General features: G+C 61.7%; 16 protein-coding genes, 1 pseudogene and 1 riboswitch. Of the genes and pseudogenes, 13 read left to right on the forward strand and 4 right to left on the reverse strand.

The window, feature by feature from the left end; translation table 11 throughout:
• Nucleotides 1-8: 8 nt before the first annotated feature.
• The 5 genes from SynRS9902_RS00530 to SynRS9902_RS00550 all read left to right on the forward strand — a co-directional run bounded on the left by SynRS9902_RS00530 (nucleotide 9) and on the right by SynRS9902_RS00550 (nucleotide 4,520).
• The gene (locus tag SynRS9902_RS00530) at nucleotides 9-518 is read left to right on the forward strand and encodes a rod shape-determining protein MreD (protein ID WP_186509577.1); all 510 of its coding nucleotides are present in this window, start codon (nucleotides 9-11) and stop codon (nucleotides 516-518) included.
• Nucleotides 515-1,822: an ABC transporter substrate-binding protein gene (locus tag SynRS9902_RS00535; RefSeq protein WP_186509578.1), complete on the forward strand. Its 1,308-nt coding sequence runs from the start codon at nucleotides 515-517 to the stop codon at nucleotides 1,820-1,822. The genes SynRS9902_RS00530 and SynRS9902_RS00535 overlap by 4 nt, the downstream gene beginning before the upstream one ends.
• 92 nt (nucleotides 1,823-1,914) lie before the next feature.
• Nucleotides 1,915-2,676 (forward strand): response regulator transcription factor RpaB, encoded by a 762-nt coding sequence (gene rpaB / locus SynRS9902_RS00540; protein ID WP_186510467.1) that lies wholly within the window; start codon nucleotides 1,915-1,917, stop codon nucleotides 2,674-2,676.
• Nucleotides 2,677-2,720: 44 nt separating this feature from the next.
• Complete coding sequence (gene lysS / locus SynRS9902_RS00545; RefSeq protein WP_186509579.1) at nucleotides 2,721-4,229, forward strand: lysine--tRNA ligase; 1,509 nt, start codon at nucleotides 2,721-2,723, stop codon at nucleotides 4,227-4,229.
• Nucleotides 4,230-4,256: 27 nt separating this feature from the next.
• Nucleotides 4,257-4,520 carry a hypothetical protein gene (locus SynRS9902_RS00550; protein ID WP_186509580.1) on the forward strand — a complete coding sequence of 88 codons (264 nt, stop codon included), beginning with the start codon at nucleotides 4,257-4,259 and terminating at the stop codon, nucleotides 4,518-4,520.
• Nucleotide 4,521: 1 nt separating this feature from the next.
• On the opposite strand, the gene SynRS9902_RS00555 is transcribed toward SynRS9902_RS00550, so the two are convergent.
• The gene (locus SynRS9902_RS00555) at nucleotides 4,522-5,001 is read right to left on the reverse strand and encodes a hercynine metabolism protein (protein ID WP_186509581.1); all 480 of its coding nucleotides are present in this window, start codon (nucleotides 4,999-5,001) and stop codon (nucleotides 4,522-4,524) included.
• The gene (locus tag SynRS9902_RS00560) at nucleotides 4,998-5,231 is read right to left on the reverse strand and encodes a hercynine metabolism small protein (protein ID WP_114988048.1); all 234 of its coding nucleotides are present in this window, start codon (nucleotides 5,229-5,231) and stop codon (nucleotides 4,998-5,000) included. The genes SynRS9902_RS00555 and SynRS9902_RS00560 overlap by 4 nt, the downstream gene beginning before the upstream one ends.
• Nucleotides 5,232-5,343: 112 nt before the next feature.
• Between SynRS9902_RS00560 and SynRS9902_RS00565 the strand changes: the two genes are divergently transcribed.
• Nucleotides 5,344-7,005, forward strand: a complete 1,662-nt coding sequence (locus SynRS9902_RS00565; RefSeq protein WP_255446158.1) for a serine/threonine protein kinase — start codon at nucleotides 5,344-5,346, stop codon at nucleotides 7,003-7,005.
• On the opposite strand, the gene smpB is transcribed toward SynRS9902_RS00565, so the two are convergent.
• Complete coding sequence (smpB, locus tag SynRS9902_RS00570) at nucleotides 6,999-7,499, reverse strand: SsrA-binding protein SmpB (protein WP_186509583.1); 501 nt, start codon at nucleotides 7,497-7,499, stop codon at nucleotides 6,999-7,001. The genes SynRS9902_RS00565 and smpB overlap by 7 nt on opposite strands.
• Nucleotides 7,500-7,549: 50 nt before the next feature.
• Between smpB and ruvB the strand changes: the two genes are divergently transcribed.
• From ruvB to thiC, 6 genes are all read left to right on the forward strand, one after another.
• The gene (gene ruvB / locus SynRS9902_RS00575) at nucleotides 7,550-8,596 is read left to right on the forward strand and encodes a Holliday junction branch migration DNA helicase RuvB (protein ID WP_186509584.1); all 1,047 of its coding nucleotides are present in this window, start codon (nucleotides 7,550-7,552) and stop codon (nucleotides 8,594-8,596) included.
• On the forward strand, nucleotides 8,593-9,357 hold the full coding sequence (locus SynRS9902_RS00580) for a tetratricopeptide repeat protein (protein ID WP_186509585.1): 765 nt from the start codon (nucleotides 8,593-8,595) through the stop codon (nucleotides 9,355-9,357). Before ruvB ends, SynRS9902_RS00580 begins: the two co-directional genes overlap by 4 nt.
• A 1-nt stretch (nucleotide 9,358) precedes the next feature.
• Nucleotides 9,359-10,540 carry an amidohydrolase gene (locus SynRS9902_RS00585; RefSeq protein WP_186509586.1) on the forward strand — a complete coding sequence of 394 codons (1,182 nt, stop codon included), beginning with the start codon at nucleotides 9,359-9,361 and terminating at the stop codon, nucleotides 10,538-10,540.
• Nucleotides 10,537-10,764, forward strand: a complete 228-nt coding sequence (locus SynRS9902_RS00590; protein WP_186509587.1) for a DUF3188 domain-containing protein — start codon at nucleotides 10,537-10,539, stop codon at nucleotides 10,762-10,764. Before SynRS9902_RS00585 ends, SynRS9902_RS00590 begins: the two co-directional genes overlap by 4 nt.
• On the forward strand, nucleotides 10,761-11,375 hold the full coding sequence (locus SynRS9902_RS00595) for a HEAT repeat domain-containing protein (RefSeq protein ID WP_186509588.1): 615 nt from the start codon (nucleotides 10,761-10,763) through the stop codon (nucleotides 11,373-11,375). Before SynRS9902_RS00590 ends, SynRS9902_RS00595 begins: the two co-directional genes overlap by 4 nt.
• A gap of 31 nt (nucleotides 11,376-11,406) precedes the next feature.
• Nucleotides 11,407-11,513, forward strand: a riboswitch (TPP riboswitch).
• Nucleotides 11,514-11,558: 45 nt separating this feature from the next.
• On the forward strand, nucleotides 11,559-12,962 hold the full coding sequence (gene thiC / locus SynRS9902_RS00600) for a phosphomethylpyrimidine synthase ThiC (RefSeq protein WP_186509589.1): 1,404 nt from the start codon (nucleotides 11,559-11,561) through the stop codon (nucleotides 12,960-12,962).
• 283 nt (nucleotides 12,963-13,245) lie between these two features.
• On the opposite strand, the gene SynRS9902_RS00605 is transcribed toward thiC, so the two are convergent.
• Nucleotides 13,246-13,965, reverse strand: coding sequence for a hypothetical protein (locus tag SynRS9902_RS00605; RefSeq protein WP_186509590.1), 720 nt, complete (start codon nucleotides 13,963-13,965; stop codon nucleotides 13,246-13,248).
• Nucleotides 13,966-14,162: 197 nt separating this feature from the next.
• Here SynRS9902_RS00605 and SynRS9902_RS00610 point away from each other — a divergent pair.
• Nucleotides 14,163-14,648 (forward strand): annotated as a pseudogene (locus SynRS9902_RS00610) (phosphomethylpyrimidine synthase ThiC); the annotation flags it as partial.
• Between the last annotated feature and the right edge of the window lie 112 nt (nucleotides 14,649-14,760).

Here is a 14,760-nt window from a genome sequence, read left to right on the forward strand (position 1 = left end):
CCACTGACATGACGCGTCTGCACCGACAACCGATCTGTGTGACCTCAGCTTTGGTGGTGCCGTTTCTGGCCTTGGCGTCGCCGCCTTGGTTGGCCATCGATGGGGTTGGTCCCGCCTGGGCTGTGCTCTGGCTGTTGCCCTGGGCTCTCGTGGATGGTCCGGTGTCGGGGGCGTTGTCGGGTGTGGCGTTGGGGTTGGTGCTGGATGGTCTCAATCTGGGCGGTGTCAGCCAGGTGCCGGCGCTGCTGCTGCTGGGCTGGTGGTGGGGACGGCTGGGGCGGCGTGCAGCCCCGATCCAACGCAGCCTGAATCTGGGCTTGTTGGCCTGGCTCGGGTCCGTGGGTCTTGGTTTGTCGTTGATCCTTCAGCTCTGGTGGCGTCAAGGCGGAGTGTTGGATCCCCTCACCCAGAGCTGGGGCCTGCAGACCCTCTGGTGCCAGGCCCTGGTGACGGGATTGCTGGCGCCGGTGTTGGTGTCGTTGCAGTTGCTGCTCTGGCGCAGGAGGGTTCCCTCATGAGGCTGACGCGTCGGGATCTGCTGCTGGGGACAGCGGCCATGGGGTTGGCGGCCTGCGGCCCGAAGACCCCACAGGTCAGGACCCTGGAGTTGTGGACCCTGCAATTGGCTCCCAAGTTCAACCCCTATTTCGCCGATGTTCTGGGGGGCTGGGGCGGCCTCCATCCCGATGCGCCCGTGCGTTGGACGGATCTGCCCTGGGGGTCCGTGGAACGCAAGTTGCTGGCGGCGGTGTTTGCGCGCACGGCCCCGGATGTGGTGAACCTCAATCCGCCCTTCGCAGCCAATCTGGCCAGCAAGGGGGGACTGGCCGACTTGATCCCGTTGCTGCCGGCTGATGCCGCTGGTCGCTATCTGCCCTCGGTGTGGCAGGCCTGCCGTGACCCCGATGTCGGGCAGATCGCTGTGCCCTGGTACCTCACGGTGCGGCTGAGTCTGGTGAACCGGTCGCTGTTGGATCAAGCCGGCATTGCTGCTCCGCCCAGCTGCTGGGATCAGGTGCCGGCCTTCGCCCGTCGGATCCGCGAGCGCACGGGCCGTTACGGCCTGTTCCTCACCACCGTTCCGGATGACTCTGCCGAACTCCTGGAAACCCTGGTGCAGATGGGAGTGACCCTGCTGGATCCCCAACGCAGGGCCGCCTTCGACAGCCCTGCGGGGCGCCGGGCCTTTCGTTTCTGGAGTGATCTCTACAGGGAGGGGCTGTTGCCCCGGGAGGTGGTGAGTCAGGGGCAACGCCGGGCGATCGAGTTGTTCCAGAGTGGTGATCTGGCCCTGGCTGCCACGGGGGCAGAATTCCTGCGCAGCATTCAGACCAATGCGCCAGGGGTGGCCGCGGTGACGGAGCCCCATCCCCCGGTGACCGGTGCAGATGGCACAGCCAATGTGGCCTTGATGACGTTGGCGGTGCCGCGTCAGAGCCGTCGCGCCCGAGAGGCCGTGGATCTGGCGCTGTTTCTGACCAATGCCGATCAACAGGCGCGCTTCGCTGCTGAGGCTCGGGTGCTGCCGTCGTCGTTGGAGGCCTTGGCTCGGGTGCGTGAGGCGTTGGAGCAGGAGGAGCCCTCGACCACCGCGGAGCGCCAGATTCGCCAGGCCCGTTTGTTGTCGGCCAGCACGTTGGACCGGGCCCGGGTTTTGGTGCCGGCGCTGCCGGGGATCAAGCGCCTGCAGAAGATCCTCTACACCCAGATGCAGAGGGCGATGTTGGCCCAGATCAGTCCTGAGCAGGCGTTAACAGCTGCGGCATCGGAATGGAACCGTTATGCCCGTTCCCGCTGGCCTGAGGTCGCCGGCAATTCTTAAAACAATCGGTAAACAGGCTGCGCGCCAGGGTGTTTGCGTCGGTGTCCAGGCCCTGACCAGTAAGGTTGCTGCTCGTTAAGGGTTTGATTCGGATGATGGGCGACGTGCCCTCACAACCGAAAGCGACCATTCTTGTCGTTGATGACGAGGCTGCAGTCCGGCGCGTCTTGGTGATGCGCCTGCAGCTGGCGGGCTACCGCGTCATCTGTGCTGAGGACGGTGAACAGGCCCTGGAAATGTTCCACAACGAGTCCCCCGACCTGGTGGTGCTCGACGTGATGCTGCCCAAGCTGGATGGCTTTGCCGTCTGCCGCCGCCTGCGGGCTGAATCCTGCGTGCCGATCATTTTCCTCTCCGCGGTTGAAGCGATCTCGGAACGGGTGGCTGGCCTGGATCTGGGCGCTGACGACTACCTTCCCAAGCCCTTCAGCCCCAAGGAACTCGAGGCACGCATCGCCACGATTCTGCGTCGGGTGGGTCGGGGCAATGCGGTAGTTGAAAGCCGCGAACTACCCACGGGGCAGGGTGTTTTACGTCTCGGCGATCTGGTGGTGGACACCAATCGACGCCAGGTCACCCGTGGATCGGAGCGCATCAACCTCACCTACACGGAATTCAGCCTGCTCGAGCTGCTGTTCCGCGACCCCGGCCATGTGGTGCCCCGGGCCGAAATACTGGAGCAACTCTGGGGTTATCCCCCTCGCCGTGCCGCCGATCTGCGCGTGGTGGATGTCTATGTGGCGCGGTTGCGCGGAAAACTGGAGCCTGATCCCCGTAATCCCGAGCTGATCCTGACGGTGCGCGGCATCGGTTACGCCTCCCAACGCATGGGCGAGGCCTCTGCTTCCGGTTGATCAACCCGCGGGCGGGCAGGATGGCGCCCGACTGACCTGCTGCTGTGTCTGAGCTGCGCGACACCCGTCTGGACAAGGCCAAGACCTTGGAAGAGCTGGGGCAGGGCCCCTATGCCCTCACCTTCAGTCCCAGCCACCGCATGGCTGAGCTGCAGGAGACCCATGCCGATCTGCCCAAGGGGGAAGAGCGGGACGTCAGCGTTTCCGTAGCGGGACGTGTGATGACCCGCCGGGTGATGGGAAAGCTGGCCTTTTTCACCCTGGCCGATGAGACGGGCTCCATTCAGCTGTTTCTGGAGAAGGCGGGCCTCGAGGCCCAGCAGGAGGGCTGGTTCAAACAGATCACCTCGCTTGTGGACAGTGGTGACTGGCTTGGGGTTAGCGGCACCCTGCGTCGCACTGACCGTGGCGAGCTGTCGGTGAAAGTAAGCGACTGGCGCATGCTCACCAAGGCGCTGCAGCCCCTTCCCGACAAGTGGCATGGATTGGCCGACGTGGAGAAGCGCTACCGCCAGCGCTATCTGGATCTGGTGGTCTCCCCCGACAGCCGTGAGACCTTCCGGCGTCGGGCCCGCCTGGTGAGCGGCATTCGCCGCTGGCTCGATCAGCGTGATTTTCTCGAGATCGAGACCCCCGTGCTGCAAAGCGAACCCGGTGGCGCTGACGCGCGGCCGTTCGAAACCCACCACAACGCTCTCGACCTGCCACTCACCCTCCGGATTGCGACAGAACTGCACCTGAAGCGCCTGGTGGTGGGCGGCTTTGAGCGCGTGTATGAGCTGGGCCGGATCTTTCGTAACGAGGGGGTCAGCACCCGCCACAACCCCGAGTTCACCTCGGTGGAGATCTATCAGGCCTACAGCGATTACCTCGGGATGATGGAGCTCACCGAGCAGATGGTCAGCGCGGTGTGTGAGGAGGTCTGCGGCACGACCACCATCACCTACCAGGGAACCGAGATCGATCTGGCACCGCCGTGGCGGCGCGCCACGATGCATGAGCTCGTGCAGGACGCCACGGGGCTTGATTTCAACAGCTTCGGCAGTCGGGAGGAGGCGGCTGCGGAGATGGCCGCCAAGGGCCTGCATGCGCCTGAGCTGGCCGACTCCGTGGGCCGTCTGCTCAATGAGGCCTTTGAGCAAGCGGTGGAGACAACCCTGATTCAGCCCACCTTCGTCACCGATTACCCGGTGGAGATTTCTCCCCTGGCCCGGCCCCATCGCAGCAAGCCCGGCTTGGTGGAACGCTTTGAGTTGTTCATCGTTGGCCGTGAGCACGCCAATGCCTTCAGTGAGCTCACCGATCCCGTGGATCAACGCCAGCGCCTGGAGGCCCAGCAGGCGCGCAAGGCGGCAGGTGATTTAGAGGCCCAGGGGTTGGACGAGGATTTCGTCACGGCCCTGGAGGTGGGCATGCCCCCCACCGGAGGTCTGGGGATCGGCATCGACCGGCTGGTGATGCTGCTCACCGACAGCCCTTCGATTCGGGACGTGATCGCCTTCCCGCTGCTGCGGCCGGAGTCTCGCCAGGGAGAATCACCCTCAGTGGAATAATGGGATGAGTGGCATGGTCCTATCCCCATGAGTGGAGAACGCGTCGGGTTTCGCTTCAAGCACGCTGATGCCGTGGTCAAGCGGAATCCCCAGGGCCGTTCCCGCCGGGGATGGGTGATGGAGCCGGTGGAGCAGACCACCAGCCGTGGCACCAAAATGCCTGCGTACCGCATCCGCTGGCGTGACAGTGAGCGCCCGGAAATCGTGCTACAGCACATGCTGATCTCCGATCCGGATCCCACTCCTCCGCCCGAGGGTGTAAGCCTGGAGCCCCCAGCACCCAAGGCCTGATTCAACCCAGCCCAGCGTCGCGGCGCAGCTGTTCAAGCTCTTGTTCCGCTTCAAACAACGCCCAGTCCTTCTCCAGTGTTGAGGGGCCGGGCGTTTCCTTTTGCTGTTGAAGCTCCTGCAACTGTCGCTCAACCTCGTTGAAGCGGCGTCCCAGATCCTCCAGGTCGGCCCAGAGGGCACGGCCCTGGTTCATCAGGCTGTTGAGGTGTTGTTCGGCTCGCCCGGCCAGATCGGCTGCGCCGGCTGCCCTGGCCCGCTCTACCCGGCTGCGCCAGGCCCGTACGTCCCCGGCCAGCCTCAGCAGCTGCTGGCGTTGTTGCTTCGCTTCGCCCTGCAGTTGCTGGCGTTGCCGTTGCAGGGCTGCCGCCCGATCCTTCTGGTGCTGCTCACTGAACAGGTGCTCCTGGACGGGGTTGTTGCGCAGAAAGGCGGAGAGCCGGGCGTCCAGCTCCCGCTCCAACTGCTCCAGCCAGCTGCTCATGCCTCGCCTGGGGTGGTGATCACCGGTTTTTCGATCTCTTTCTCCAGGGGCTCGATCGCGGCCGTTTTGGAGTTGAGGATCATCTGGGTGAGTTGCGCTGCTTTCACTTCTCCCACTTCACCTTCCAGGTCTCCCAGGCGATCGAATGCGGCCATGTAGACCGCTTCGAGGTCTTGGATCAGCTGCTCACGCTGCCGTTTGATCGCCTGACGCCGTTCGTCTGATTTCATGCCGCCTGAGTTCCTTGGCTCTGTGTGTGGGATGAGTCTGTGAGCTCAGTTTGCCGGCAAAAACAGATGCAGAGCGATCGTTACCATCTGCTCATCGATGCGGCTGAATGCCTTGAGCGGTTCCGGCACGGTGCTGGTGCAGCGTTACCGCCTGGAGGAGCGCTTGAGCGGGCCCGACCCGCTGAAGGGATCGCTCTGGCGCGCCGTGGATGTGATGGCCGGCGATCTTCCGGTGGCCATTCGACAACTGGAGACCCCGCAATCCCAGGAGCGTTTGCAGGTGTTGTGGCCGCAGTTGCAAGCCCTGCTCCATCCCCAAGTCCCCCGCTGCGGCGAGCTGTTGGAGTTGGATGGCTCTATCTGGCTTATTCGCGACTGGCAGGACGGCGTCACCTATGACGTTCTGCTGGAGCAGAGGCGCTTCGCTGCCGGCGAGGTGCTGCAGTTGATGCGCCAGATATTGCCGGTGCTGGCGCTGTTGCATGGCTGCGGCTTGGTGCACGGTGAACTGAATCCCCGCCATCTGCTGCGCCGCCGCAGCGATGGCCTACCGGTGCTGCTTGAGGCAGGTGTGGCCCAGCGGGAGGGCGTGACGTCGACGGATGGTCCCTGGCGTGAACTGCATGATCTTGGGGTCACTGCTCTGGTGTTGCTCGGCGGGACAGCAAGTGATGACGGCGGCTGGCCAAAACAGCTCGAGTTGGACGCAGGATTCCGGCAGGTGCTGGAGCGCCTGCTGTCGGAAGAACCGGAGCGGCGTTTCAGCCAGGCCTCCGAGGTGCTGAAGGCGCTGGAGGAGGTGGCGTTGCCCGCGTCCGAACCGGATGGCGTGTCGGTGCGAACCAGTCGTGCGCTAGCTCGCGAGCAGGGAGCGGAAGGTCGCCTCTGGCCCGTGGTGATCGCGCTGGCTTTGTCGGCTCTGGTGGGTTCCGCCATCGGTTGGTTTCTGCTCCCGCGCAGTTCCACCGCAGATAGGGCATCTCTCACCGGTAGGGAGGGGGCGACTTCAGCCCCATCCGACAGCCTGCCGCCGGTGGAGTTCGATCAACGCCAGCAGCTGTTCAGCCGGCTGCGGGCGCTTCAGGTGGATCGCAGCTGGTTCCTGAAGCTGGTGGATGCCAGTTTGTTGAACCGCTTCCCTGAGCGAGCCGACAGCCCTCCCACCAAATCATCTGAGGATGCGCAGCTGCGAAGGGTCTGGACCGAGCTGGCGAAGCATTGGCTGGCCCGGATCGAGCAGCTGCGACCCGCGATCCGGGCCCGGTTGGGGCGTCTAGGTGCAGGGGACTGGGAGCAGCCGCGTCAGTCGCTGGTGCAACAGGGCATTCATCCGGACGTGGTGGAACAGCTGGTGAGTGCAAGCTCCCAGTTGCTGCTGCCGGAGTTCATGCAGGACAGCCAACCTGCCGAACCTTTTCGTCAGCTCTGGATTGCAGCGGCCATGCAGAACCTCGATGACGTGGAGATCGTGCGGCTCAAGGCGGGCCCCCTGGAACCCACAAACACGTCCTTGCGTATTCCTGCCGGTGGCGCGCGTTTGGTGCTGGTGGAGGTGCCGGAAGACCATGTGTTCGCCCTGGGCATCAACGGCACACCGTTGATGCAAATGCTGGTGTTCGGTGCCAAAGGGCAGGTGGTGGAGCAGCGAGGACCGCTGCGGGTGGTTCGGATTCCAGCGGATGTGGGCTTGCCGCTTCACGTGTTGGTCACCAACGAGGGGGTCTCCTCAAGTGCGTTCACCCTGTCCTGCCTGGCCGATCCAATGGATCAGTAGCGCTCCATCGCTGCTTTCACGTCCTTCCTCGATTGCTTTTCCTTTTCGGCGGCGCGCTTGTCGTGCAACTTGCGCCCTTTGCCCAGCCCGATGGTGAGCTTGATCCAGGACCCCTTGAGGTGAATGTTGAGGGGGATCAGCGTCAGGCCTTTCTGATCCACCAAACCGCGCAGCTTGTCGATCTCACGGCGGTGGGCCAGCAGTTTGCGGGTGCGCAGTGGGTCGTGGTTGAAGTAACTGCCGGCGTGGGTGTGGGGTGAGATGTGCACGTTGTGCAACTGCAGCTCTCCATTGCGGATCAGACAGAAGCCATCGCGCAGGTTGGCCTTGCCGTTGCGGATCGACTTCACCTCGGTGCCCACCAGCTCGATGCCGGTTTCGAGGGTTTCGAGGATCTCGTACTGGTGCCGTGCCTGCCGGTTGTCCGCCAGCATCCGATTGGCGGCGGCCCTTGCCGCGGCTGCGGCTGCTTTTTTCGCTCCTCCCTTGGCCATGGCTGCGGCTGCGTCTTCCGACCCTATCCAGGTCTGGGTACCCTGCCCGCATGGCGATTGTCTCCTCCAGCTCCGGTCGCAAGCCACCGCGCCGCCCCGAAGCGCTGGTGGACCCCCAGCCGGCACCTGAAGAGGTAGTGAGCCGGCCGGAAGACAAGCTTCGGCCCCAGCGCCTAAACGACTACATCGGTCAGAGTGAGCTCAAGCAAGTGCTGGGCATTGCGGTGGAAGCGGCGCTTGGCCGTGGCGATGCCCTCGACCATGTGCTGCTCTATGGCCCACCGGGCTTGGGCAAAACCACCATGGCCATGGTGCTGGCCGAAGAAATGGGGGTGCAGTGCAAGGTCACCAGTGCACCGGCCTTGGAACGCCCCCGCGACATCGTTGGCCTGTTGGTCAACCTGCAGCCCCATGATCTGCTGTTCATTGACGAGATTCATCGCCTGAGCCGGGTGGCGGAGGAGCTGCTCTATCCGGCGATGGAAGACCGTCGCCTCGATCTCACCGTGGGCAAGGGCAGCACGGCGCGGACTCGATCCCTCGACTTGCCTCCCTTCACCCTTGTGGGGGCCACCACCCGTGCCGGATCGCTGAGCTCCCCGCTGCGGGATCGCTTCGGCCTGATCCAGCGGTTGGAGTTTTACGGCCAGGACGATTTGGAAGCGATCGTGGAGCGCACCGCCGGGCTGATCGGGGTCACCCTCACACCGCAGGCCCGCAGCAGCATTGCCGCCTCCTGCCGCGGTACGCCCAGGATTGCCAACCGCCTGCTGCGCCGGGTGCGGGATGTGGCCAGCGTGCGAGGCGGTAGTGGTGGAGCCATTGATCAGGCCCTGGTGGGAGAGGCCCTGAGCCTGCACCGCGTGGATCATCGGGGCCTCGATGCCAGCGATCGGCGTTTGCTGCAGCTGCTGATCGACCACCACGGTGGTGGCCCGGTGGGCCTGGAGACTCTGGCGGCGGCCCTCGGCGACGACCCCGTCACCCTGGAGACCGTGGTGGAGCCATTTCTGTTGCAACAGGGGTTGTTGGTGCGCACCCCCCGCGGCCGAATGGTCACGGATGCGGCCCGCAGTCATCTGGCCGAGGCGGCATGAACCGGTTTCTCGTCCTGTTGATGAGTTTGGTGCTGGCCCTGCCAGTGCAGGCCCTCGATCTGCAGGGGCTTTATGAGCAGGCGCTGACGGCAAGCCGTCAGGGGGATTTTGTGGAGGCGTTGCCCCTTTGGGATCGCTTTCTGGAGCAGGCTCCAGACGATGCAGCAGCGCTGAGCAACCGCGGCAATGTGCGTCTCGCTCTGGGTGATCCTTCCGGGGCCATCGACGATCAGAGCGCCTCGATTGTGCTGGCGCCTGAGGAAAGCGACCCGCATCTGAACCGGGGCACGGCGGAGGAAGCGCTTCAGGACTGGTCCGCGGCAGCGAACGACTATCTCTGGATTCTGGAGCGCGATCCGCAGGATGCCTCAGCCCTCTACAACCTGGCCAATGTGCGTGGCTCGCAAGGGGACTGGCCTTTGGCGCGAGAGCTTTATGGCCAGGCTGCTCTTGCCCGCCCTGGCTTCGCCATGGCCCGCTCCAGCGAGGCGCTGGCGGCCTGGCAAGCAGGAGATCTCGATTGGGCGGAGGCGGAATTGCGCAAACTGATTCGTCGCTATCCCTTGTTCGCCGACGCTCGGGCGGCCCTCAGCGGCCTGCTCTGGCGCGAAGGATCCAGTGGTGAAGCCGAAAGCCACTGGGCCGCGGCGGCCGGCCTGGATCAGCGTTATCGCCAGGCCGATTGGCTGGAGCAGGTGCGCCGCTGGCCACCGCAGCCGACGGCGGATCTGATGGCGTTCCTGGCCTTGGAGGCGTCCTGAGATGACCCAAGCGGCGTCCCTGTCCGATCGACTCCGCCGGGAGCTGCCTGAGCTGCTGCAGCTGCGCCGGCATCTGCATGCCCACCCTGAGCTCAGCGGTGAGGAACATCAGACGGCTGCTCTGGTCGCCGGTGAACTGCGTCAGCTGGGTTGGCGGGTTCGTGAGGGAGTTGGCCGCACGGGCGTGGTGGCCGAGTTGGGGCCTGATCACGGCCCCACGGTGGGTCTGCGGGTGGACATGGATGCGCTTCCGGTGGAGGAGCGCACCGGGCTGAGCTATGCCTCCACCCGTCAGGGTCTGATGCATGCCTGTGGCCACGACCTTCACACCTGCACGGGCCTTGGTGTCGCGCGCTTGCTGGCTCAGGAGCCCCACTTAGGGGCTCGAGTGCGGCTGCTGTTTCAACCCGCCGAAGAGTTGGCCCAGGGGGCGGTGTGGATGAGAGATGCGGGGGCGGTGGAAGGCCTCGATGCGTTGTACGGCGTGCATGTGGTGCCAAATCTGCCGGTGGGCACGGTGGGGATCCGGCGGGGCTGTCTCACGGCGGCGGCCGGAGAGCTGGAGATCCTGGTGCAGGGAGAAGGTGGCCATGGTGCCCGTCCCCATCAGTCGGTGGATGCGGTTTGGCTGGCGGCTCGGGTGATCACAGAGCTTCAGCAGACCATCGCCCGTCGCTTGGACGCCTTACAGCCGGTGGTGATTAGTTTCGGCAAGGTGGAAGGCGGTCGCGCCTTCAACGTGATTGCCGATCAGGTGCGTTTGCTGGGCACGGTGCGCTGTCTGGATCTGCAGCAGCACGCTCAGTTGCCGGCCTGGATTGATGAGACGGTGCAGGGAATCTGTGCCAGTGGAGGGGGTACGGCTGTGGTGAATTACCGCTGCATTGCACCACCGGTGCACAACGATCCGCAGCTCACGACCCTGCTCGAACGCTGTGCGGTGGAGTGTCTGGGGCGCGACAAGGTGCTGCCGGTGGAGCAGCCCTCCCTGGGGGCGGAAGACTTTGCTGAGCTGCTTCGCGATGTGCCGGGAATGATGGTGCGGCTGGGTGTGGCCGGGCCCGAGGGGTGTGCGCCGCTGCACAACGGAGCGTTCGCACTGGAGGAAGACGCCCTCGGTGTTGGCATTGCGGTTCTCACGGCCACCGTGCTGGCGTGGATCACGGAGAACACCTCGGCATGAACCAACGTCGTGCGGTGATTTGGGTTTCCCTCGGGGCTCCGTTGCTGATCCTGCTCGCGGTGCTGGCCACAAACCAGCGCCAGGGCAAGGACCGGGTGCAGGTGTTGCCCCCCATCTTGGTGGGTTCGGGTCTCATCATCAGCAGCGCTCTCGGTCGGCAGCGTCGCCGCGCCAGGCTGTTGGCCGATCTTCAACGGGCGCGCACCCCCGGCAGCAACCCATGAGCGAGACCGATCCGCAACGTCCTGATCTCGAGGTGGTGCGCCAGGCCATTGCCAGTGGAGATCCGGTGAAGGCGATGCCGGCGATCACACAGCTCCGCCATTGCTCGGACGCTGAGGCGGTGCCGTTGCTGGTGCTGGGCACGGAGCAGAAGCCTTTCCTGGTGCGTTCCTTGAGCTGCAGTGGATTGGGCTACAAGCGCACCGAACAGGGCTGGACCGTCCTGAGTGCGTTGATCACTGCCGATGAAGACCCCAATGTGCGGGCTGAGGCAGCCAATGCTCTGGCCAGCTACGGGGTGGATCGGGCCTGGCCCTTGCTGCGTTCGGCCTTCGAGGCCGATGCCGCCTGGCTGGTGCGCTGCAGCATCCTTTCTGCCCTGGCGGAACAGCCCGCCATTGATCTGGGTTGGTTGCTGGAGTTGGCCACCATGGCAATCGCTGATGCTGATGCGATCGTGCGGGTGAGTGGAGCTGAGATCCTCAGTCGGATCGTGCGGGAGGGGGGGGGCGATCCCAGTGCGGTGCAGGCCAGAGGCTTGTTGCAATCTCTGCAGCAGGACAGCGATCACCGGGTGGTGGCTGCGGTGCTCAATGGCTTGCAGGCCAGCTGAACGAGTTGTTGAGCAACGCTTGCTAGCGTTCAAACATCACTAGGGGTGTCCGGGTTTTCTCATGAACCCAGACTGAGATCACACCCTCCGAACCTGATTCCGGGTCATGCCGGCGCAGGGAAGTGCTTGAGCGTGATCCACGGCCAAAAGTCGACCCCTGGGCTGTCCGTCGCACCTCAGATCATGCGCGCTTCCTGGGTTGAGTCCCGCAAGGGTCAGGCCAACGTCTCTCAGATGCACTACGCCCGTCAGGGCGTGGTGACCGAAGAAATGGCCCATGTGGCGAAGCGGGAGAACCTGCCCGAATCGCTGGTGATGGAAGAGGTGGCCCGAGGGCGGATGATCATCCCGGCCAACATCAACCACACCAATCTGGAGCCGATGGCGATCGGCATCGCCAGCAAGTGCAAGGTGAACGCCAACATCGGCGTCTCTCCGAATGCGTCTGATGCCGCTGAGGAGGTGAAGAAGCTGAAGCTGGCGGTGAAGTACGGCGCCGATACCGTGATGGATCTCTCCACCGGCGGCGTCAACCTCGATGAGGTGCGCACCGCGATCATCGGTGCATCCCCCGTTCCGATCGGCACCGTGCCTGTTTATCAGGCTCTTGAGAGCGTCCACGGATCGATCGAGAAGCTCGATGAGGACGACTTCCTCCACATCATCGAAAAGCACTGTGAGCAGGGTGTCGACTATCAGACCATCCACGCTGGCCTGCTGATTGAGCACCTTCCCAAGGTGAAAGGCCGTATCACCGGCATCGTCAGCCGCGGCGGCGGCATCCTGGCTCAATGGATGCTGTATCACCACCGTCAGAACCCGCTTTATACGCGGTTTGACGACATCTGCGAGATCTTCAAGCGCTACGACTGCACCTTCTCCCTTGGCGACTCGCTCCGTCCCGGTTGCCAGCACGATGCATCGGATGCTGCTCAATTGGCTGAATTGCACACCCTCGGTGAACTGACCCGTCGCGCCTGGAAGCACGACGTCCAGGTGATGGTGGAGGGTCCCGGCCACGTCCCCCTTGACCAGATCGAGTTCAACGTGAAGAAGCAGATGGAGGAGTGCAGCGAAGCACCCTTCTATGTGCTCGGCCCCTTGGTCACCGACATTGCTCCCGGTTACGACCACATCACCTCTGCGATCGGTGCGGCGATGGCCGGTTGGCATGGCACGGCGATGCTCTGTTACGTGACGCCGAAAGAGCACCTCGGTCTGCCCAACGCTGAGGATGTGCGCGAAGGCCTGATCGCTTACAAGATCGCTGCCCATGCTGCAGACATCGCTCGCCATCGCCCCGGCGCCCGTGACCGTGACGACGAGCTCAGCCGCGCCCGCTACAACTTCGACTGGAACAAGCAGTTTGAACTGTCCTTGGATCCTGAGCGGGCCAAGGAGTATCACGACGAAACCCTGCCGGCTGACATCTACAAGCAGGCTGAGTTCTGCTCCATGTGCGGACCGAAGCACTGCCCGATGCAGACCAAGATCACTGATGCAGACCTTGAGGGCCTTGAGAAGGTGCTCGAAACCAAAGCCGGAGCCGCCGAGCTCACAGCGGTCAAGCTCGACAAAGCTGATTGATTGTGTTGACTGAAGTCAGTTGTTGGCCCGGCGTCCATTAAGGCATGGGCCTTTTAGTTGCAATCTTTAAGCTTATTTGCAAATTTAGCTTTTGTCCCAAAGTGCGATGAGTTATTTTTGCTTGTTTAAATTTAATCTGTGTTGAGGAAGCTTCTATTTTGTCTAAACAGTTATTCGCTATATTTCTTCATGAGGTTCTTTGAGGTGATTAATAGGCTTGAATTGTTTTTCTTTATGGAATGAGTCGAAATGAATGTATTGACCGAGTTGGATTGGGGATATGTTATTTCATCAAGAAAGACATGGTTTTAGAGTAAAAGGCATTCGACTTTAGTCGATGCGCTGTAATTCTTTCAATGGACTGATCGGCTCTATCGCTTGATCTGCCTGAGTCTGTTTCGTAAATTAGTTTTATTTTTTTTTGGAGAGAGCCCGGCTTGCAATATACCATTTTATCGCAAAAAGAATAATGGCCTGAGGAGAAAGGGATGCAAATTGTAGGGACTGAAAGTAAATATGCCCAATACATTGCATGATAGGAGTTAGTTATTAGAATGGATGTGCTGGAAATAAAGTCTATGCATTCTTCAATCGTCAGGGGGTCGTTGGAGATCAAAGGGAAGTTATTTGGGTTTGGGATTGGCACTTTCTTGTGCTGAAGTATTTTGATTCCGTTTGGTTTGGTTTTGAAGTTATTATTGAAAATAGGATGATTGCAACTAGCGCAAGGGAGCCATTCAATTCCTGGCTCTAGGCTGCGCATGCTCGGCAGGTGTAATGCCGTATCAAAAAAACTAGGCTTGATGTTCGTTTTTTCTTTGCGGCTTATCCAGCCATTTTTCAGGTTTTGATTTAATCTTTCTCCTATGCCCCAAAAGGCTATATGGCATTCTTTTGCGAACAAAATATCTAGCGATGCATAAAATGTGTTTTTAATTAGCCCTCCTCCTCCGACGACGCATTTCGATCCAGGAGGAATTGAGCCAAGTTTTTTCTTGTTCAAGATGTCAATAGTTGCGTAATTCTCGAAATCAAAATAGTGCCTTGGCGATGACCACAAGTCTCCCGGATTTTTGTCGATTCGATGAATATGAAAAATCATATTATGGTGTTTCCAATTTTACTTTTTAATTCTAGGCTAAGCTCCAGTTCAAGTCCAGGTGTGCGATGTAGTCCTTCTTTTTTTGTTTGTTCAGGCTTTTGCTTGTCGACATTGCTCCCGGCTACGACAACATCTCCACTGCGATCGGTGCGGCGATGGCTGGTTGGCATTGCACGGCGATGCTTTGTTACGTGACTCCTAAGGAGCACCTCGGTCTGCCTAACGCTGAGGATGTGCGCGAAGGCCTGATCGCCTACAAGATCGCTGCCCATGAGGCTGACATCGCCCGTCACCGCCTAGGTGCCCGGGATAGTGACGACGAGCTCAGCCGCGCCCGCTACAACTTCGACTGGAACAAGCAGTTCGAGCTGTCCCTGGATCCTGAGCGGGCCAAGGAATATCACGATGAAACCCTGCCAGCTGACATCTACAAGCAGGCTGAGTTCTGCTTCATGTGCGGACCCAAGCACTGCCCGATGCAGACCAAGATCACTGATGAAGATCTCGAAGGTCTGGAGAAGGTTCTGGAAACCAAAGCAGGTGCTGTTGAGCTCACCCCGGTCAAGCTCGATAAAGCGGATTAATTGTGTTGACTGAAGTCAGTTGTTGGCTCGGCGTTCGTCAGGACGTCTAGCTTTTTTGTAAGGCCATTGATTGGGTTGGCAACAAAAAAAGACCCCCTGCCAAAGCAGGAGG

The organism is Synechococcus sp. RS9902, from assembly GCF_014279635.1.
In the GTDB taxonomy this organism is placed as follows: domain Bacteria; phylum Cyanobacteriota; class Cyanobacteriia; order PCC-6307; family Cyanobiaceae; genus Parasynechococcus.

What these genes read in the sequence shown, in the direction of transcription:
- SynRS9902_RS00530 (WP_186509577.1), top strand. Translation starts at nt 9, where the DNA reads ATGACGCGTCTGCACCGACAACCGATCTGTGTGACCTCAGCTTTGGTG.
- SynRS9902_RS00535 (WP_186509578.1), top strand. Translation starts at nt 515, where the DNA reads ATGAGGCTGACGCGTCGGGATCTGCTGCTGGGGACAGCGGCCATGGGG.
- rpaB (WP_186510467.1), top strand. Translation starts at nt 1,915, where the DNA reads ATGATGGGCGACGTGCCCTCACAACCGAAAGCGACCATTCTTGTCGTT.
- SynRS9902_RS00550 (WP_186509580.1), top strand. Translation starts at nt 4,257, where the DNA reads ATGAGTGGAGAACGCGTCGGGTTTCGCTTCAAGCACGCTGATGCCGTG.
- SynRS9902_RS00555 (WP_186509581.1), bottom strand. Translation starts at nt 5,001, where the DNA reads ATGAGCAGCTGGCTGGAGCAGTTGGAGCGGGAGCTGGACGCCCGGCTC.
- SynRS9902_RS00560 (WP_114988048.1), bottom strand. Translation starts at nt 5,231, where the DNA reads ATGAAATCAGACGAACGGCGTCAGGCGATCAAACGGCAGCGTGAGCAG.
- smpB (WP_186509583.1), bottom strand. Translation starts at nt 7,499, where the DNA reads ATGGCCAAGGGAGGAGCGAAAAAAGCAGCCGCAGCCGCGGCAAGGGCC.
- ruvB (WP_186509584.1), top strand. Translation starts at nt 7,550, where the DNA reads ATGGCGATTGTCTCCTCCAGCTCCGGTCGCAAGCCACCGCGCCGCCCC.
- SynRS9902_RS00580 (WP_186509585.1), top strand. Translation starts at nt 8,593, where the DNA reads ATGAACCGGTTTCTCGTCCTGTTGATGAGTTTGGTGCTGGCCCTGCCA.
- SynRS9902_RS00585 (WP_186509586.1), top strand. Translation starts at nt 9,359, where the DNA reads ATGACCCAAGCGGCGTCCCTGTCCGATCGACTCCGCCGGGAGCTGCCT.
- SynRS9902_RS00590 (WP_186509587.1), top strand. Translation starts at nt 10,537, where the DNA reads ATGAACCAACGTCGTGCGGTGATTTGGGTTTCCCTCGGGGCTCCGTTG.
- SynRS9902_RS00595 (WP_186509588.1), top strand. Translation starts at nt 10,761, where the DNA reads ATGAGCGAGACCGATCCGCAACGTCCTGATCTCGAGGTGGTGCGCCAG.
- thiC (WP_186509589.1), top strand. Translation starts at nt 11,559, where the DNA reads ATGCGCGCTTCCTGGGTTGAGTCCCGCAAGGGTCAGGCCAACGTCTCT.